Annotated in this window: 19 protein-coding genes; 11 read left to right on the top strand and 8 right to left on the bottom strand. The window is 31.9% G+C overall.

Translation table 11 applies throughout. The annotated features are described in order from the left end of the window. Window positions 1-48 precede the first annotated feature (48 nt). A complete protein-coding gene (locus GKZ88_RS02220; protein ID WP_155100767.1) occupies window positions 49-750 on the top strand; it encodes a DUF1003 domain-containing protein in 702 nt (233 codons plus the stop codon). Window positions 751-772: 22 nt separating this feature from the next. Here the strand turns inward: GKZ88_RS02220 and GKZ88_RS02225 are convergent, their stop codons facing one another. Continuing rightward, window positions 773-1,039, bottom strand: coding sequence for a DUF2752 domain-containing protein (locus GKZ88_RS02225; RefSeq protein WP_196216446.1), 267 nt, complete (start codon window positions 1,037-1,039; stop codon window positions 773-775). Window positions 1,040-1,162: 123 nt separating this feature from the next. On the opposite strand from GKZ88_RS02225, the gene GKZ88_RS02230 reads away from it, so the two are divergent. Together GKZ88_RS02230 and GKZ88_RS02235 are read left to right on the top strand one after the other, a co-directional pair. Then, window positions 1,163-1,348, top strand: a complete 186-nt coding sequence (locus GKZ88_RS02230) for a hypothetical protein (protein WP_155100769.1) — start codon at window positions 1,163-1,165, stop codon at window positions 1,346-1,348. After that, window positions 1,338-1,889 carry a Smr/MutS family protein gene (locus GKZ88_RS02235; RefSeq protein ID WP_155100770.1) on the top strand — a complete coding sequence of 184 codons (552 nt, stop codon included), beginning with the start codon at window positions 1,338-1,340 and terminating at the stop codon, window positions 1,887-1,889. The genes GKZ88_RS02230 and GKZ88_RS02235 overlap by 11 nt, the downstream gene beginning before the upstream one ends. Before the next feature lie 149 nt (window positions 1,890-2,038). Here the strand turns inward: GKZ88_RS02235 and GKZ88_RS02240 are convergent, their stop codons facing one another. Next, the gene (locus GKZ88_RS02240; RefSeq protein WP_155100771.1) at window positions 2,039-3,043 is read right to left on the bottom strand and encodes a hypothetical protein; all 1,005 of its coding nucleotides are present in this window, start codon (window positions 3,041-3,043) and stop codon (window positions 2,039-2,041) included. A gap of 86 nt (window positions 3,044-3,129) precedes the next feature. On the opposite strand from GKZ88_RS02240, the gene GKZ88_RS02245 reads away from it, so the two are divergent. Continuing rightward, complete coding sequence (locus tag GKZ88_RS02245; RefSeq protein WP_155100772.1) at window positions 3,130-4,260, top strand: cysteine desulfurase family protein; 1,131 nt, start codon at window positions 3,130-3,132, stop codon at window positions 4,258-4,260. 17 nt (window positions 4,261-4,277) lie between these two features. On the opposite strand, the gene GKZ88_RS02250 is transcribed toward GKZ88_RS02245, so the two are convergent. Then, complete coding sequence (locus GKZ88_RS02250; protein ID WP_155100773.1) at window positions 4,278-4,838, bottom strand: L-threonylcarbamoyladenylate synthase; 561 nt, start codon at window positions 4,836-4,838, stop codon at window positions 4,278-4,280. Window positions 4,839-5,034: 196 nt separating this feature from the next. Here GKZ88_RS02250 and GKZ88_RS02255 point away from each other — a divergent pair, with 196 nt between their 5' ends. Continuing rightward, window positions 5,035-5,817, top strand: a complete 783-nt coding sequence (locus tag GKZ88_RS02255; protein WP_155100774.1) for a DUF5672 family protein — start codon at window positions 5,035-5,037, stop codon at window positions 5,815-5,817. 463 nt (window positions 5,818-6,280) lie between these two features. After that, window positions 6,281-7,048: a Kdo domain containing protein gene (locus GKZ88_RS02260; protein WP_155100775.1), complete on the top strand. Its 768-nt coding sequence runs from the start codon at window positions 6,281-6,283 to the stop codon at window positions 7,046-7,048. Between the two features lie 35 nt (window positions 7,049-7,083). Here the strand turns inward: GKZ88_RS02260 and GKZ88_RS02265 are convergent, their stop codons facing one another. Together GKZ88_RS02265 and GKZ88_RS02270 are read right to left on the bottom strand one after the other, a co-directional pair. Next, window positions 7,084-8,151 (bottom strand): glycosyltransferase family 9 protein, encoded by a 1,068-nt coding sequence (locus GKZ88_RS02265; protein ID WP_155100776.1) that lies wholly within the window; start codon window positions 8,149-8,151, stop codon window positions 7,084-7,086. A gap of 60 nt (window positions 8,152-8,211) precedes the next feature. Further along, complete coding sequence (locus GKZ88_RS02270) at window positions 8,212-8,982, bottom strand: glycosyltransferase (protein ID WP_155100777.1); 771 nt, start codon at window positions 8,980-8,982, stop codon at window positions 8,212-8,214. Between the two features lie 42 nt (window positions 8,983-9,024). On the opposite strand from GKZ88_RS02270, the gene GKZ88_RS02275 reads away from it, so the two are divergent. Further along, the gene (locus GKZ88_RS02275; RefSeq protein WP_155100778.1) at window positions 9,025-9,750 is read left to right on the top strand and encodes a polysaccharide deacetylase family protein; all 726 of its coding nucleotides are present in this window, start codon (window positions 9,025-9,027) and stop codon (window positions 9,748-9,750) included. Here GKZ88_RS02275 and GKZ88_RS02280 read toward each other — a convergent pair. Further along, a complete protein-coding gene (locus GKZ88_RS02280; protein WP_155100779.1) occupies window positions 9,742-10,491 on the bottom strand; it encodes a glycosyltransferase family 2 protein in 750 nt (249 codons plus the stop codon). The two genes, GKZ88_RS02275 and GKZ88_RS02280, sit on opposite strands and share 9 nt — an antisense overlap. A 128-nt stretch (window positions 10,492-10,619) precedes the next feature. Then, window positions 10,620-11,435, bottom strand: coding sequence for a 2,3,4,5-tetrahydropyridine-2,6-dicarboxylate N-succinyltransferase (locus GKZ88_RS02285; protein WP_155100780.1), 816 nt, complete (start codon window positions 11,433-11,435; stop codon window positions 10,620-10,622). 286 nt (window positions 11,436-11,721) lie between these two features. Here GKZ88_RS02285 and GKZ88_RS02290 point away from each other — a divergent pair, with 286 nt between their 5' ends. The 3 genes from GKZ88_RS02290 to GKZ88_RS02300 all read left to right on the top strand — a co-directional run bounded on the left by GKZ88_RS02290 (window position 11,722) and on the right by GKZ88_RS02300 (window position 14,530). After that, window positions 11,722-12,354, top strand: a complete 633-nt coding sequence (locus GKZ88_RS02290; protein ID WP_155100781.1) for a PAS domain-containing protein — start codon at window positions 11,722-11,724, stop codon at window positions 12,352-12,354. A 140-nt stretch (window positions 12,355-12,494) separates the two neighbouring features. Then, window positions 12,495-12,911 carry a Holliday junction resolvase RuvX gene (gene ruvX, locus GKZ88_RS02295; RefSeq protein ID WP_155100782.1) on the top strand — a complete coding sequence of 139 codons (417 nt, stop codon included), beginning with the start codon at window positions 12,495-12,497 and terminating at the stop codon, window positions 12,909-12,911. Window positions 12,912-13,036: 125 nt separating this feature from the next. Next, window positions 13,037-14,530 carry a malate:quinone oxidoreductase gene (locus GKZ88_RS02300; protein ID WP_155100783.1) on the top strand — a complete coding sequence of 498 codons (1,494 nt, stop codon included), beginning with the start codon at window positions 13,037-13,039 and terminating at the stop codon, window positions 14,528-14,530. 42 nt (window positions 14,531-14,572) lie between these two features. Here GKZ88_RS02300 and GKZ88_RS02305 read toward each other — a convergent pair whose 3' ends face one another. Further along, a complete protein-coding gene (locus tag GKZ88_RS02305) occupies window positions 14,573-16,795 on the bottom strand; it encodes an FUSC family membrane protein (protein WP_155100784.1) in 2,223 nt (740 codons plus the stop codon). A gap of 202 nt (window positions 16,796-16,997) precedes the next feature. On the opposite strand from GKZ88_RS02305, the gene def reads away from it, so the two are divergent. Next, window positions 16,998-17,588, top strand: a complete 591-nt coding sequence (gene def / locus GKZ88_RS02310; RefSeq protein ID WP_133524870.1) for a peptide deformylase — start codon at window positions 16,998-17,000, stop codon at window positions 17,586-17,588. Window positions 17,589-17,641: the final 53 nt, after the last annotated feature.

Raw genomic sequence — 17,641 nt, forward strand, 5'->3', positions numbered from 1 at the left:
GTATCTTAAAAAGTTAAATGCGTAAATTAGCCAGTAAAATTTCTAAAAATGAAAAATAATTCAACTTTTAAAAGTGCCATTTCTGGTCTTGAATTGGCAGACAATCAGAAAATCTCAGGAAAATCAATTCACAATCCTATTCTAGGTCTTATTATCAAAGATTTTCCTTCGTTTTGTGACGAGGATTGTATTTCGGTTCAAGAATTGAATGATTACCGCCAAAAGTATATTTCGAATTATTTATCTAGTGAAATCGGAATGCTTTCAGATCTTGAAAAAAATGTTATTTCGTCTTTAAAGGAAGATAAATCAATTGTAAGCATTGTTGAAGATGAAGATGAGTCCAGAAGTTTTGGACAAAAAATAGCCGATAAAGTAGCTGATTTTGGAGGAAGCTGGACTTTTATTATTTCATTCGTGCTTTTTATTGTTATCTGGATTAGTGCAAATGTTTTGATTTTGGTAAACAAAGGTTTTGATCCCTATCCTTTTATTCTGCTTAATTTGATTTTATCTTGTATCGCTGCTTTACAGGCGCCGGTAATTATGATGAGTCAAAATCGTCAGGAAGAAAAAGACAGAAACCGCGCTAAAAAAGATTTTATGATCAACTTGAAATCAGAATTAGAGATCAGAATGATTCATGATAAAATCGATCATTTGATTATGCATCAACAGCAGGAATTAATCGAAATTCAAAAAGTTCAGATTGAAATGATGAATGATATTTTGCATCAGATCAAAAAGTAATCCCGAGGCTTCGGGACAAAAATCAAAAGTAGAAATGCTTGAGGTAATAGCCGAAAACAACAAAAATCAGATTTAATAATGCTAAATTCCAAATTAGCTTTTTGTGTTTTTTTGATTTGTCGAAAAAGTAAAAAATACAAAATCCGAAAAATAAAAGAGTAGAATAAAGCGCCGGATACATTTTAAAAGCGGCTAAAAACTCGCCTTGAAAAAGTAAGAATAAAGCGCGCTGAAAACCACAGCCGAGACAGTCAAATCCAAAGAGTGATTTGAACAAGCAGGGAATCATATAGATTTCTAAATTCAAGGGAATGTTTTTGCAATTTTACAAAAAAATATTCGATATCAATTCAGAAGAATCGAACTGCTATTTTAAAGTTTTATACTTTTGAAATCTTATACCAGAAAAAAAATGAAAGCTTTTAAAATTTTAATAATGATTCTTGCCATTGGAGTAGCGCTTTATGAGCAAGTTTCTGAAGAAAAAAATATCTATATCATGATTGCTGCAATTGTAGTTTTTATGTATGGAATGATGCAGCTGAGTGCAAAAACGCCAAGTAAAAATCAAGATAAAGACGAAGAAGATGCTGAGTAAAGGAGATAAGGTTTCTGTTTTAGATGAAGCCATAAACGGAATAGTAGTTTCAGTGAAAAATAACGAAGTTTTGATTGAAACTGAAGATGGATTTATGATGACATTTTTTGTCAACGAATTGATTAAGATTCAGGAAACCAGTAATTTAATGAATTCTATTAAAAGAATTGATTTAGAAGAAATTTCAAAAGAGAAAACAGAGCCAAAAGCACGAAGTTTTGTCAAAGAAAAGAAAGATAAACGCGAAATTTCGGCTCCCGAATTTGATTTGCATATTGAGAAATTGGTTCCAAATAAACGCGGTATGTCCAATTATGATATTTTGACTTTGCAGACAGAAACGGCAAAAAGACATATTGAATTTGCGATTAAAAATAGGATTCCAAAAATTGTTTTTATTCACGGTGTCGGCGAAGGAATTTTAAAAGCCGAACTTGATTTTCTTTTAGGTCGTTATGATGGATTAGATTTTCAAGATGCCAATTATCAAAAATATGGTCTTGGAGCAACCGAAGTTTATTTTAGACAAAACAATAAATAGCACTTTTTTTGATCTAAAAAACAGCTATTATTAAAGCATAAAAAAACATCCGTTTTTCGTTCTGATTCTACTATGAAATCAGTTTGAAAAATGGATGTTTTTTTGTAAGAATTTAAAAGTGCTTTTTAAAGCATTTTTTTATATTGTTTTTATGGTGCTATTGTTGTTACAGTTCCTAAAACAAATTCGGTTGCAAGTCTAAAAGTACTGTTTCCTTTTGTCAAAGTTGCGTTTCTTATTACCACTTTATGTTTGAAAACTTTAAGACTGCTGGTTGTAGTTACTTCAATAATTCCACTTACGTTTACAACTCCTGCTACACCTACCCAAGTATCTTTTATTGTTGGAGTAGATGGCGTTGAATTTATGCAAAAATAGTCTTTAGTTATTTCAGGTAGATTCCCGGAATATATTCTGTAATAAAGATTATTTGATGTAACTTTTGGATCGCTTGTAGGTAAATTGATTAGGCTTTTTCTTGGCTGTCCGGCAGGTGTATCTACATTTACAATTAAAGATTTGTCTAAATTTTCTATTACAAGTGCGTTTGATGAATTATTGTTGTAAACTTTAAGCTGAACATCGCAGTATTTTGCTACTTCATCTGTAAAAGATACAACAACAGGATCAACAGTTGTTTTAAAATCTCCAAAAACATATTCATCATTAACTAACACAGGACCTGGTTTTGAAAATGTTGCATTTTTTAAAGTAATATTGTGATTGTACCCAACAATTTCTGTATGTCCGTCTGCTGGAGCAGGATCTTTATAAGTCGCTTTGGTTACGATTTGAAGTTTACCTGCAAGTGCACGCCATTCCTGATTAATGTTTGGTGTCGCTGGAGGTATCGCATCACAGACGTTTGATTGTGTAACAGCACCATCATAAGCTCTGTAGAAAAAGCGAAAAGTTTTATCATCAATATCGTAAGTTAAAGTATCTTTTGCTGTTGGTTCATTTTTAAGACTATTTTCTGGCATCTGTAATAATAAAGATTCCTGAGGCTTAAGTTTATAAATCAAAGTATTAGTTGTAGGATCACAGCTTGTAGCGGAGACATCTTTAAAATCAATAGTTTCTACAGTTAAGTCACCATCATCACAGCCGTTTAATAAAAGTGCAAATAACAGAAGGCTTGCATATTTTTTCATCGTAATTTTATTTGGGTCAAAAATAGTGAAAAATTTCGCAAATGATATTGAAGATTGGACAATTGATATTTTATAACTTTGCAGTAATGAAAAAAGTATATCTCGATAACGCCTCTACCAGCGCCATGCGTCCTGAAGTGATTCAGGAAATGACAAAAGTGATGACAGAAGATTTTGGTAATCCGTCTTCTACGCATAGTTTTGGACGAAATGGCAAAACTATTTTAGAACTTTCCAGAAAAAGCATCGCTAAACATTTAAACTGTTCTGCACAGGAAATTATTTTTACTTCTGGCGGCACTGAAGCTGATAACTGGATTTTGCGTTCGGCAGTTGAAGATCTCGGCGTAAAGCGAATTATTACCTCAAGAATTGAGCATCACGCTGTTTTATACACTGTTTTGGCTTTAGAATCGGATTACGGTATTCAAGTCGATTATGTGAATGTAAATCCAGATGGAAGTATTGATTTGACACATTTGTCTAATTTATTGTCAGAAGATAAAAAGACTATTGTCAGTTTGATGCATGTAAACAACGAAACAGGAACAATTTTAGATCTTGAGCGAGTTGGTGTTATTTGCAGACAATACAGTGCTTTATTTCATTCAGATACGGTTCAGTCTATTGGGAAAACAGAAATCGATCTGCAAAAAATACCAGTTAATTTTATAGTAGCCAGTGCACATAAATTTCATGGACCAAAAGGAGTCGGATTTGCATTTGTTCGAAAAAATTCTGGACTGCAGCCTTTAATTTTTGGCGGAGAACAGGAAAAAGGACTGCGCGCCGGTACCGAAGCTGTCCATCAAATAGCCGGAATGGCAAAAGCTTTGGCTGTTTCTTGTGAGAATTTAAACGAAGAAAGAGATTATATTTCAGGCTTAAAAACGTATCTTATTGGACAGCTTGAAATTCATTTTCCAGATTTTAGAATTAACGGAAAAAAAGAAGATTTCTATAATATCATCAATATTATTCTGCCTTTTTCTTCAGATAAAACTTCGATGCTGCTGTTTAGTCTGGATATGAAAGGAATTGCAGTTTCACGTGGAAGCGCCTGCCAGTCAGGAAGCATTAAGCCATCGCATGTTTTAAAAGAAATGCTTTCGGAGTCTGACTTAAAATTGCCAAATCTTCGAATTTCATTTAGTCATTATAACACCAAAGAAGATATCGATTGGCTGATTGAGAGCCTTAAAGAAATTAATAATTAACAATTGATAATTAACAATTATTTACGAATCACTTTAACCTGCGAATCGTTTGTCAATTTTATAATTGTCGATGGTTTTCCTGCAACTTTATCGTGATATAAGTTGACAACATAATCAACACCATTTACAATTTCGGGACTAATATCTTTAAAAGCTATTGGTGTTGGCTGGCCAGAAATATTGGCTGAAGTTGAAACTAAAGGTTTTTTCATTCGCTCTAATAATTTAAAGCAAAATGGCTCTTTTACTAAACGAATTCCAAGCGAATTATCGGCTGCAATAATATTTGGAGCCACGTTTCTCGGTTCGTCAAGAATTAAAGTAGTCGGTTTTTCAGATAAATCTAAAATTTGCCACGCCACTTCAGGAATATTTTTAAAAACATTATACATCATTTTTTCCCCATTCATCAGTACAATCATACTTTGAGTTTCGGCACGCTGTTTCAATTTGTAGATTTTAGCAACGGCTTCAGGATTAGTAGCGTCGCATCCAATTCCCCAAACGGTGTCAGTAGGATAAAGAATAATTCCTCCTTCTTTAATAACTTCGTAAGCTTTGATTATTTCTTCGTTCATTGTAAAATGGAATGTAATTTTATTGCAAAAATAATATTTCTTCTTCGTATAAAGTTTAAAAATATTTACAATAATCAAGTTTTTGTAATTTATAAGATTATTTTTGTTGTCAAGTTGAATATCGAAAAGAGCGAATCTGATTTAATTTTTTAAACTCAGAATTTACTCTTAAATAGTAGTTAATCTAAAACACGACATGTCTAAAAATCTTGTAAAAGTAATTATTCCTGCTTACAAGGAATATTTTGGTGAACTTGAAGAAAAATCGTTTTTACAATGCTGTAAAGTCTTAAAAGACTATGAAATTGTAATTGTGCATCCAGAAGGATTGAATCATTCTTATTTGACTGATAAGTTTGATAATGTTACTTCCAAGAGCTTTCCCAAAAGTTATTTTACCTCTATTGACGGTTACAATGAATTGCTTTTGTCTCCTATATTTTACGAAAGTTTTTTAGATTCAGAATATATTTTGATCTATCAGTTGGATGCTTTTGTTTTTAAAAATGATTTGACAAAATGGTGCCAAAAAGGATATGATTATATCGGCGCGCCTTGGCTTGCTACACCTGAAGACACTGTGTTTTTGAAATACTATCATAAATTAGTCCGAAAGCTGTCTAAGAAAAAACAAGAAAGACATCAGATTTTTTTTAAGTCAGGAAACGGTGGATTCTCATTGCGTAAAGTGGCATCACATTATGTAATTGCAAAAAAATATCAGCAGTTTATTTCTGATTTTTTAAAAGAAGAAAAAAAGAAAATTTATGCTATCGAAGATGTGTTCTGGTCAATAAAAGCTCCTGAATTTGAAAGTAATTTTAAAATTCCAGATTATAAAGAAGCTATCTTTTTTGCACTAGACCGAAAACCAAATCTGGGAATGGCACTTACTAATAATGTACTTCCGTTTGGCTGTCATGGAATTAATAAACCAAAAGTTATTGATTTTTGGAAACCTATAATTGATAAATACTAAAAAATTATTGCTTAACTTTATAAGTGATAATAAACTATTGAAGAAGCTTAGAGAAAGTATTGTTGGTTCTTCAGCCACAACAGTGCTTCAATGTCAAAGATTTAAAAGGTTGTATTAGAGTGAATTATTTTCGGATAGTTGTACATTGATAATTTAATGCGATCATTTAAAGTTGTGTTTTTTTATTTTTAGATTAAACCTTTTTGCTTTTTTGGTATCTAAAGTAAAAACATATTGGTTTCGATTTAATTTGCTTTGAAGTAATATAAAAGTAAAATGTTCGTTTTCCATTTTGGAAACGCGTATTTTTTAAAGGAATTATGTGTTTTGATCAGTTAAAACAAACAAAAACAAATTATAACAAATTAGTGCATTTAGTACAATTTAAGTAATATGAAAAAAATCATATTCATTTGAAGTATTATATTCTATGCCTACTTTTGTTGCTTATAAAGAATCATAAATGAATTTTAGAGTAAATCCCGTTTTTCTAAACGCTATCTCATCTATTCTTGGTGTAACCAGAGATTTTAATGGGTCAGGTATTATTTTTGGCAACGGACAACGTAATATTATAAAGTTATTTGATCTTGAAGGTAAAACAATTAATATTAAATCATTTAAGGTCCCTAATTTAGTAAATAAGGTTGTTTATAGATTTTTTCGAAAATCAAAAGCAGAACGCTCTTATGAGTACGCTACAATTCTGCTGAGTAAAGGTATTGGAACTCCAGAGCCAATTGCATTTGTTGAAAATTTTAATGCGTTAGGTTTAAAAGACAGTTATTATGTAAGTGAACATTTAGTAACAGAATTGACTTACAGGGAATTGATACTAATTCCAGATTATCCAGATGGTGATACTATTTTAAGACAGTTTACTAGATTTTCTTTTGATCTGCATGAAAAAGGAATTGAATTTTTAGACCATTCTCCCGGAAATACTTTGATAAAAAAGGTTGCAGATAATAAATACGAATTCTTTTTAGTCGATTTAAACCGAATGGATTTTCATGAAACTATGAGTTTTGAGCAAAGAATGCATAATTTAAGACGTTTAACGCCTGAAAAAGATATGATTGCAGTAATGAGTAATGAGTATGCTAAATTGTATACTAATAAGTCAGAAGCTGAAATTTTTGAAAAGATGTGGAGCGAGACGTGTGAATTTCAAGAAAAATTTGCCAGAAAGCAAAGACTTAAAAAGAAACTAAAATTCTGGAAAAAATAATAAGATTCGTCTTTGCTTTCTGAAAATATAATGAATTACAAATGCTCATTTAAAAAGAATGAGATTTGATCCTTGAAAAAATCAGGCTTAAATTCAGTGTATAATTGAAGCGTGTTTGGTTTTACTTCTTTATCTCCCAATTCGCTAAATAGTTCCGGTTTAAAGTCATTTAAGTGTACAGAGATGTTTTGTTTGCCATCCTCAAAAGTTGCCCAGTCATTTTTGTCAACATGAGGAGAAAAAATAGTAAACGAAGGTTTGTTTAACGCTTTTGCCATATTTATTGCGCCTCCGTCGTTTCCTATAATGACATCGCATAAATCCATTATAGCAATAAACGAGCTTAAAGTGCCTGCTAATAAATCAAAATGTATTTTTTTCTGCGTTTCAGATGAACAGAGATCGTAAACTTTTTGTGCATCTTCTTTTTGACTCGGGAAATAATTGAATAAAATTTCAGCATCATTATTTTGGCTTACATATTCAACTATTTCAGCCATATATTCTAAAGGATATGTTTTTATTTTCTCACTTCCCAAAAGGCTGATCATTACAATTTTCTTGTTTTGGTCTACATTATGCTTTTTAAATAAAGCTAATGCATCATCATTATCTTTAGGAGCAACGTATAATTTTGGATAAGGGTTAATTGCGCTTTCATCCAGCTTTAATGGCTGTAATAACAAAAGTCTATTGTCAATTGCCTGACCATATTTTGTTTTAGCCTCTTTTGGCAGTCGATGAAGATTGTGATTGTAAAATAACGAAGAATACCATTTGTAATATGATATTTTAGTAGTTGCACCAGAAAACAATGTTATTAAATTGGTTTCTAATTTTCCATATACATCAAAAAGTACATCATATTTTTTGGCTCTAATCTCAAAGAAAAATTTAAATAATGATGGATATGATTTTCGCACTTCATTTGGAAGCAATATTATAGAATCAATATTTGGATTGCCAAGCAAAACATCTTTGCAATTAGGATAACACATGAAATCTATTGTAGCGTCTGGATATGCCTGCTTTAAACTATTGCAAAGGATAGAAGTTAGCAAAACGTCTCCAATTCTTTTCTGCTGTATTACTAATATTTTCATTTTAAATGGTTTGAGTATTTTAAATTAAGGCTTAATTTTTTATAAAATGTGTTGAAAAAATCAATCCATATTACGGTATAAGAGCCATAGAATAAAATAACGTTTTAATATGGAGAAAGAATATATGTAGGCTAAAATAAATCCTTCACGGCCATTAAGGAAGCCTAATTTTAGAAAAAATTGATTTATAAAAATGAAAAATGGTTTTATGAAAAAATGATAAATATTTGGTCTTTTATTTTTATTGAACAAAACCAAAGCTTCTTCTTTCCGTACTACATTTACCCTGTTGCTAAAGTCATCAAAATTTTTGTAAGCAAAAGATGCTATTTTGTTTTTGAAGAGTTTTGGTCTTTTAAATAAGCTATTATAAGCACTTTCAGTAAAGGAATGTCTCGTTTTATCAAAAAGCAAGAGTTTCTTTCTCGTTAAAAACACGCCGTATTTTATAGTTTTTCCAAAGAAAAATAAAGTTTGCCCAGAAAAATAGGATGCTTCAGTTTTAGGTTTGGAAATTTCAGAACTCATTTCATTTATAAGTTCCTCAGAAAGATGATCTGTACAGTTAAGTAATATTACCCAATTGTTTTTTGCAGATGCAATTGCTGATTTGACACATTCAGCCTTCAACTTATCTTTTTGCAAAATAACAGTTGCTCCCAATTCTTTGGCAATTTCAACACTTTTGTCCGTGCTGTTATTGTCAATTAGAATGATCTCATTGGCAAATGATAAATTGTCGAAATGTTTTTTTATGTAGGTCTCGTCATTGTAACAAAGAGAGATGATGCTTATTTTTTCAGCCAACACGATTTCTGATTTTTTCGCCAAAAATAATGTTAAAAACCATAACTTTGCCGAAAATTAATTAAAATGTCTAAATTATCAATCTTAATGTACCATAATGTATGCCAATCTCCTTCAGATTGTAATAAATTGACAGTTTCGGTACAAAATTTAGAAAGACAATTTCAATATTTAAGTGACAATAATTATAAGACATTTCATTTTTCGGAATTGGAAAAAATGAAAACGATTCCTCAAAAAAGTATTATCCTGACTTTTGATGACGTTACCGAAAATCAGTTAATTTATGCGCTGCCTTTGTTAGAGAAGTACAAACTAAAAGCCAGTTTCTTTATTCCTTTTAAATATATAGGAAAAACAGATTTTTGGAATAAAGATACAGGAGAGCCGGAGCAAAAAATTATGACTATTGAGCAATTAAAAAAATTGCCAAGTCATATAATTGAACTTGGTTATCATTCTTATGGGCATAATAAATATGAAATGTTAAGCTCTTCAGAAATCGAGAATGATTTTTTCAAATGCGAAAAAGAAATTAAAACCCATAATCTTAAAGTATATCCAGCACTTGCATATCCTTATGGAAACTATCCAAAAGAAGGTGTTGAAAATGCAAATTTCAAAACATTACTTACTGAAAATAAGATGAAATTTGCATTAAAAATCGGTAATCGTCCTAATATATTTCCTTTTAAAGATAATTATGAAATCAAACGTATAGACATTAAAGGTTTTGACAGTTTGATGGTTTTTAAATTGAAAATAAGATTTGGAAAATTAAAATTATTCTAGATCTTTTTCTAGTAATACCATTTTTGCATATCTTGAAAAAACGCCATAAGCATCGATAGAAGCGGCTGCTAATCCTGGAACTCCATCAAGATAAACTCTTTTTATAAAGTAAGTATGAAAGAATCGGTAAAAAGGTTTAAAGAATAATAGAAAAAGAGTAGCTTTTTTTCCTTTTTGGTGTGACATTTTTGCCTGAAACCATGCATATCTATCTTTTTTGTATATAAAGTTAAATAGACCTTTATAGGTATAATGTATCATGTAGTTCTTTAATACAGGCGGCTTCGATTTTACAACTAATTTTTCGTGCACTTCATTTTCAAAACGAAGATTTTCATTTTTCATCAAGCGCGTTACTTTATCTGTATAATGAAATAAAAAACGATCCATAAAAAAGTGAGGAAACCAGATTCTGTAGGCATCAGATTTATTGGAATAGATGCTTTCTAGGATTTCATCCCTAAGTTCAGGCGTAACTCTTTCGTCGGCATCAAGAAAAAGAATCCATTCTCCTTTTGCAGATTCAATGGCATGATTTCTTTGATTCGAATAATTGTCGAATTTTCTATAAAGAAGCTCAACGCCTAGATCGATAACAATTTCAGCAGTCGCATCAGTACTATGAGAATCTAAAACAATTATTTCATCTGCAAATGCTACAGATTTAATTGCATCACTAATATGGGATTCTTCATTATAAGTTAATATAATGACAGATAATTTTTTATTTTCAGTAGACATAAACGGCAGTTTTAAATCTTGTAAAATTTGTGCAATAGTATAATTTTTTTTTCTGATTATGCAAAAAAAAATCCAAATTCCAATTATTAGATTGGAATTTGGATTTTTTAATTTGAATTTTCTAAAATTTATACCGCAACGTCGTATTCGCGAAGTGCATTATTTAATGAAGTTTTTAAATCTGTAGATGGTTTACGAGTACCAATAATCAATGCACATGGAACTTGAAATTCTCCAGCAGCAAATTTCTTAGTGTAACTTCCTGGAATTACAACAGAACGTGCAGGAACAAAACCTTTCATTTCAACTGGTTCATCACCAGTAACATCAATAATTTTTGTTGAAGCAGTTAAGCATACGTTAGCACCAAGAACAGCTTCTTTACCAACATGAACACCTTCTACAACAATACAACGAGAACCAATAAAAGCACCGTCTTCAATAATTACCGGGGCAGCTTGCAATGGCTCTAAAACACCGCCAATTCCAACACCACCACTCAAGTGAACGTTTTTACCAATTTGAGCACAGCTACCAACAGTTGCCCAAGTGTCAACCATAGTTCCTTCGTCAACATAAGCACCAATATTTACATAACTAGGCATTAAGATAACACCGCTAGAAATATAAGCTCCGTAACGTGCAACAGCGTTTGGTACTACACGAATTCCTTTTTCAGCATAATTTCTTTTAAGGAGCATTTTATCGTGATATTCAAAAATACCAGATTCCCATGTTTCCATTTTTTGAATTGGGAAATACATTACAACAGCTTTCTTTACCCATTCGTTTACTTGCCATCCTTCTGCAACCGGTTCAGCAACACGCAATTTTCCTGCATCTACTAGCTCGATAACTTCTCTGATCGCATCAGTTGTTGCAGTTTCTTGTAATAAAGCTCTGTTTTCCCAAGCTTGTTCAATTATAGTCTGTAAAGAATTCATAAGTTTTAATTTTTGGCAAAGATAGCGTATTTGTGGAAAAGCGGAAAAGCAAAACCTTTTTGAAAATGTTATATATGTAACATTTTGTTTTTAATTTGATAAATTAAAGAATTTTAGTTTTGATTTTAATTACATTAAAAGCCTCTAAAAGTTTTTTTTATATCAAAATATGACAAAAATCAGATTTTAGCTTTTTTCTTGGGACTACTTTCGCAGCGTTAATTCTGAAAAAGAGTAAATAGAACTAATAAAATACCTTTCCAAAACAAATTATAAGCACAGTATTATGAATCAAGAAAATCAGCTCCAGAATAAAGTTACGGTAATTGACAAAGAAGTTACTTGGGATAAAACGCAAGTTATTATGAGTAAAACAAATGCCTTTGGTATTATAGAATATGCCAATGAAGTGTTTGTAGATGTTTCGGGTTATGAAGATTATGAATTGATGGGACAACCGCATAATATTATTAGGCATCCAGATATGCCCAAGGTCATTTTTAAAGTGCTTTGGGAAAATCTGAAACAAGGGAAAAATTTTCATGCAATCGTGAAAAATTTAGCAAAATCGGGCAGATACTATTGGGTTATTACCGATTTTGAAATAGCAAAAGATGAAAATGGAGTGATTGTAAATTATTTTGGAAGAAGACAATCTGTTCCGCATGAAGTGGTTTCTCTTCATATTGAACCTTTATACAAAAAGCTTTTACAGATTGAAGTAGCAAGCGGTGTAGAATTTAGTGAAAAGTATTTAATTGGTTTTTTGGAAGAGAAAAAGAGATCGTATGTTGAATATATTAAGGAGTTAATTCTGGAACATGAAAAATCTCAATCTAAGTTTTTGCAGTACGAACAACAGACTGAAGACGAAGAAGAGGAGGAGAGAGGTTTTTTTAGAAGACTATTTAATAGGTAAATTGAATTTTTTAGGGTTTTAAATATTTTGGGTGAATCCGCTTTTAAATTTTTTTAAAGCGGATTTTTTATTTGGTTTTTAGAGTATTGGATTGTTGAAATCAAAAAGTTAAAATAGTTATCTTTGATAAAAATTTTAAAATGCCAAGAATACTTTCCATAGACTACGGACAAAAACGCACAGGAATTGCGGTTACTGACGAAATGCAAATAATTGCATCGGGCTTAACGACAATCCCAACCAATACCGTAATTGATTTTTTAAAAGATTATTTTGCCAAAGAAAAAGTCGAAGCGGTTTTAATTGGCGAGCCGAAACAAATGAACGGACTTCCTTCAGAAAGTGCTTCTATAATAAAAGGCTTTGTAACTCATTTTTCAAATATTTTTCCAGACATGAAAGTGGTTCGTGTTGACGAGCGTTTTACCTCAAAAATGGCTTTTCAAACCATGATCGACAGCGGACTGAGCAAAAAACAACGTCAAAACAAAGGTTTGATCGATGAAATTTCTGCAACGATTATGCTTCAAGACTATCTTTCTTCTAACCGTTTTTAAGTTTCGGGCTTAAAAATTTCACTTTATTTAGAAAAAAATATGATTTCCTAACTTTTATCATGCAGATTTTAGTTTTTTTTTGCGATTGAAAAAAGTACCTTTGCATTTTAAAAACAAATACTGTTATGCCTGACAATACAATACGTTCTAATAGTGAAGTAGTACTTATTGGAGCTGGAATTATGAGTGCAACTCTTGGATTAATTTTAAAAGAGCTGCAGCCGGATATTAAAATTGAAATTTATGAAAGACTGGATGTTGCCGCAGCAGAAAGTTCAGATGCATGGAATAATGCAGGAACAGGGCACTCCGCTTTTTGTGAATTAAACTATACACCAGAAAAGGCTGATGGGAGTATTGATCCAAAAAAGGCAATCAGCATAGCAGAATCTTTTGAAATTTCACGCCAGTTTTGGTCTTACTTAGTTAAAGAAAAGAAAGTGCCATCTCCAGAAAATTTTATAAAAAGTGTTCCTCATATGAGTTTTGTGTGGGGTGATAAAAACGTAGAATATCTTAAAAAGAGATTTGCAGCTTTGCAAAGCAACCCAATTTTCGCTGAAATGGAATTCAGTACTGATTTTAATCAACTGAAAGAATGGATGCCATTAGTAATGGAAGGCAGAGAAAATAACGAAGCATTAGCGGCAACGCATATGGAAATTGGTACCGATGTTAATTTTGGTGCTTTGACCAGAAGCATGTTTAGTTACCTTGAGAAACTTGATGGTGTTAGTTTATTTTTTAATCATGAGGTTAAGAAACTAAAACAGCGTGAGGATAAATCTTGGAGAATTAAAATCACTGATCTTTCAACTGGACAAAAAAGAAAAGCATATACAAGCTTTGTATTTATTGGCGCTGGAGGAGGTTCATTGCCTTTATTAGAAAAAGCAAATGTTCCTGAAGGAAATGGTTACGGCGGATTTCCGGTAAGCGGTCAATGGTTAAAATGTACAAATCCAGAAGTTATTGCAAAACATCAGGCAAAAGTTTACGGTAAAGCAAGTGTTGGAGCACCTCCAATGTCTGTACCTCATATTGATACTCGTGTAATTGATGGCGAAAAAGCATTGCTTTTTGGACCATTTGCAGGTTTCTCAACTCGTTTCTTGAAAAATGGTTCTTATTTAGATTTGCCGTTATCTATAAAGTCGAATAATTTAATTCCGATGTTAGCTGCCGGATATCACAATATTCCGCTTACAAAATATTTAATCGAGCAAGTGCGTCAGTCTCCAAAAGACCGAATGAAAGCACTTCGTGAGTATTTGCCTTCTGCACGTTCAAAAGACTGGAAACTTGAAAAAGCTGGACAACGTGTTCAGGTGATCAAAAAAGATGAAAAAGAAGGTGGTGTTTTAGAATTTGGTACTGAAGTAATCAATACGCATGACGGAACTCTTGCGGTTCTTTTGGGGGCATCTCCAGGAGCATCAACGGCTGTAGCGATTATGATTGATCTTGTAAGCAGATGTTTTACAAATCAAATCAAAACACCAGAGTGGGAAGCAAAATTAAAAGAAATGATTCCTTCTTACGGTCAGACATTAAATGACAAGCCTGAACTTTTAGCTAAACTTAGAAAAGAGACTTCTGAAGCTTTGAAATTAAACTAAAATTCAAGTTTTTATATAAAAAAAGCAGTAAATCCAGATTGATTAATCTGGATTTGCTGCTTTTAATTCTTTTGTAATTTTTAAAATCTTTTCGGCAAGGTTGCTCATCCAGATTAATTGTTCAATAACCAATTGAGCTTCCTGCATTTTGGCTTGACGGGTTTCTTTGTCAAGTTCGTCATCTTCGGCCAGACGCGTAAAGTTTTTACGTTTTAGTTCTTCAAACTGCAGTGTTACATCTTCTTTATCAAAAAAAGTATCATTAATAATCGTTTCATTTTTTAAAATAGAAATGGAATGATCCAAATTGGATAAAATCGTTTTGATTATATAATTAAATGAATCTGATGCCGATGTTGTTTGATGTGACTGAATATAGGTTGATAGTGAAGCCAAAGCCGATAAAATGGAATGATTCAGTACTACTAATTTATTTACCAGCGGCAATGTTTTCTGTTTTGATTTTGGTTCCTGCATCATACGCTGAAATGAGGTCATCAAATTGCCAATTTCGACAAAAGCATTTTTTCTGGCTAGGCGGTATGAAGTAGGAATTTCTCCTTTTTTATTATAAAAATCGGCAATTTCTTTCAGATAATTTCGGTTTGCCCGAATTGAATTTTCAATATGAATAGGTGTATTAATAAACTCCCAGGCCGGCCACAAAAACTGATTGGCTAAAAAGGCTAAAATAGCTCCTGCAAGCGAATCTAAAATTCTGAACTGAATTACTTCGACAACATTTGGCGTTAAAATTCCGTAAATGAAAACGACATACATCGTTACGAAAGTTGCGCTTATTTTGTAATTGATCTGAGTGAAAGAAATTCCAAGAAGCATACAAACAATTGAGAATATACTCAGTGCGATATGATTTTGAACAACCGATACGATTCCAAAAGCAAATAATCCTCCTAAAATGGTTCCGAAAATTCTATTATAAGAGCGTTCTTTTGTCAATCCGTAACCCGGACGCATAATAACGACAATGGTCAATAAGATCCAATAAACATTTTGAAATGGAAGGATTTTTCCAATCAAAAAGCCAATTAAAATTGTAATGGTCAATCTTAAAGAATGTCTGAAAATGGAAGAAGAAAAACTCAGATTTTCAGTCAAAGTCCGTAATGGATAATATTGTGGTGTCAGGAATTTTTCAAGTTCCTTATCCTTATCTTTTAGCTTGTAAGACTGCATTGCAAGTGAGAAAGCACGCTGAATGATTTTGATTTTTCCAACTTGGTTTCTCGCATATTTCAGCATATTCGTCAGCATTAAAACGCCTTCTGAAGCTTCTTCCTTGCCCAAACTTTTTTCATAGTCAAAAATGGCAAATTCAAGAGCATCCAATTCGTTTTTTAAATCATTTTTATCGACGTAAACGGCAATATGATGTACATTTTTAGAAAGCTTTTTTAAGGTCGAAGCCAGTTTATAAGCAACATTTTGATACGTTCGAAGCACTTCGGGATGTTTAGCAAATTTTTCATGAAGTTTGCTGTGATCAAATGAAGTGTATAAGGCAAGTTCTTGGATTTCAACCAAAGTGATAAAGACCAATAACATCTTTCGGTTTTGAGCCGTTGCAGCAGATGTATTCTGATTGCCAATAAGCATTTTTCTTAGATCTTCATGAATCAAATTCAATTCGACCTGAACAGCTAACTGTTTTTCTGTAATAGCATCTCTATTTGCTTCGGGACTCCATAAATCACCTCTTAGTTTCAGGTATTTAGCGGTAAGTTTTATTCCTTCTGCAATTTCAAGTTCCACATATTTATAAGGCTGTATAAAGTGAAAAACAAGCGATACAATGAGATATAAAATTCCTCCAATAAAAATAAATCCAGCATATTCAAACGCTTCCCAGCCTTCGTGTAAATGTCCGAATGATAATGAAATCGAAAGTAAAGCAGAAAAAGAAACTAATGTAGCACGCTGTCCGTAAACAGAAATCATGGAACATAAAAACAATAAAAATCCTAAGAAAGGATAAAACAAAAACGGATATGGATACGTAAAGTTTACTAGCAAATTAACTCCCGAAACAATAAAAGAAGCCACAATTAGTCCTTTTATCTTGTGACTCAACGAACTCGGAATATCACTGGGATAGGTATAAAAAGCGCCAAGTGCAATGGTAAATCCAATCTCAAAATGTCCTAAGAAGTTTAAAATCAAGACAGGAACTACAGAAGCAATGGTTACTTTTGAGGCATTTAAAAAAGAAGTACTGTTCGTGAATTTCGAGATGCGATCAAACATATATTGAGGTTTACTAACAAAGGTAAGAATTGTACGAATTAATTTGGCATAATTATGGATGAGATTTTAACATACGGGCAAAAAATAAGATATAATATATGGTTAAGAATTATTAATAGAGTATTTTTTACTATTTTTGCCAGCTGAATTATGGGAAACTAAAATTCAGTTTTACAGTAGATAATGCAATAAATTAATACAAATGATTTTACCAATTGTAGGATATGGGGATCCTGTTTTAAGAAAAGTAGGTGTGGCAATTACGCCAGAATATCCAAACCTAAAAGAAACAATAGCAAACATGTATGAAACCATGTATAATGCTTACGGTGTTGGGCTTGCTGCTCCTCAGGTAGGTATGGCAATTCGTTTGTTTGTTATTGATACAACTCCTTTTAGTGAAGATGATGATTTGGGATCTGATGAGGCTAAAGAATTAAAAGGATTCAAAAAAACTTTTATCAATGCTAAAATCGTTAAGGAAGAAGGAGAAGAGTGGAGCTTTAACGAAGGCTGTTTAAGTATTCCTGATGTTCGCGAAGATGTTTACAGAAAACCAACCGTAACAATTGAATATTGCGAAGAGGATTTTGTAATGAAAACAGAAGTTTTTGACGGATTAATTGCAAGAGTTATTCAGCATGAGTACGATCACATCGAAGGAGTTTTGTTTACAGATAAAATATCTTCATTGAAAAAACGTTTGATTCAAAAGAAATTAAAAAATATTACAGAAGGCAAGACTTTTCAAGAATACAGAATGAAATTTGCTGCTGCTAAAAAAGGAAGATAATTGTTCTTGACAAGAGCAAAAAAAATACAATAAAATTCTTAATACTAATATTA

Source organism: Flavobacterium sp. LC2016-01, assembly GCF_009711135.1.
GTDB lineage: Bacteria > Bacteroidota > Bacteroidia > Flavobacteriales > Flavobacteriaceae > Flavobacterium.

Coding starts and splice junctions, on each gene's coding strand:
- GKZ88_RS02280 (WP_155100779.1), bottom strand. CDS start 10,491: ATGTCTACTGAAAATAAAAAATTATCTGTCATTATATTAACTTATAAT.
- GKZ88_RS02220 (WP_155100767.1), top strand. CDS start 49: ATGAAAAATAATTCAACTTTTAAAAGTGCCATTTCTGGTCTTGAATTG.
- GKZ88_RS02235 (WP_155100770.1), top strand. CDS start 1,338: ATGCTGAGTAAAGGAGATAAGGTTTCTGTTTTAGATGAAGCCATAAAC.
- GKZ88_RS02285 (WP_155100780.1), bottom strand. CDS start 11,435: ATGAATTCTTTACAGACTATAATTGAACAAGCTTGGGAAAACAGAGCT.
- GKZ88_RS02290 (WP_155100781.1), top strand. CDS start 11,722: ATGAATCAAGAAAATCAGCTCCAGAATAAAGTTACGGTAATTGACAAA.
- GKZ88_RS02305 (WP_155100784.1), bottom strand. CDS start 16,795: ATGTTTGATCGCATCTCGAAATTCACGAACAGTACTTCTTTTTTAAAT.
- GKZ88_RS02230 (WP_155100769.1), top strand. CDS start 1,163: ATGAAAGCTTTTAAAATTTTAATAATGATTCTTGCCATTGGAGTAGCG.
- GKZ88_RS02225 (WP_196216446.1), bottom strand. CDS start 1,039: ATGATTCCCTGCTTGTTCAAATCACTCTTTGGATTTGACTGTCTCGGC.
- ruvX (WP_155100782.1), top strand. CDS start 12,495: ATGCCAAGAATACTTTCCATAGACTACGGACAAAAACGCACAGGAATT.
- GKZ88_RS02255 (WP_155100774.1), top strand. CDS start 5,035: ATGTCTAAAAATCTTGTAAAAGTAATTATTCCTGCTTACAAGGAATAT.
- GKZ88_RS02240 (WP_155100771.1), bottom strand. CDS start 3,043: ATGAAAAAATATGCAAGCCTTCTGTTATTTGCACTTTTATTAAACGGC.
- def (WP_133524870.1), top strand. CDS start 16,998: ATGATTTTACCAATTGTAGGATATGGGGATCCTGTTTTAAGAAAAGTA.
- GKZ88_RS02275 (WP_155100778.1), top strand. CDS start 9,025: ATGTCTAAATTATCAATCTTAATGTACCATAATGTATGCCAATCTCCT.
- GKZ88_RS02245 (WP_155100772.1), top strand. CDS start 3,130: ATGAAAAAAGTATATCTCGATAACGCCTCTACCAGCGCCATGCGTCCT.
- GKZ88_RS02300 (WP_155100783.1), top strand. CDS start 13,037: ATGCCTGACAATACAATACGTTCTAATAGTGAAGTAGTACTTATTGGA.
- GKZ88_RS02250 (WP_155100773.1), bottom strand. CDS start 4,838: ATGAACGAAGAAATAATCAAAGCTTACGAAGTTATTAAAGAAGGAGGA.
- GKZ88_RS02260 (WP_155100775.1), top strand. CDS start 6,281: ATGAATTTTAGAGTAAATCCCGTTTTTCTAAACGCTATCTCATCTATT.
- GKZ88_RS02265 (WP_155100776.1), bottom strand. CDS start 8,151: ATGAAAATATTAGTAATACAGCAGAAAAGAATTGGAGACGTTTTGCTA.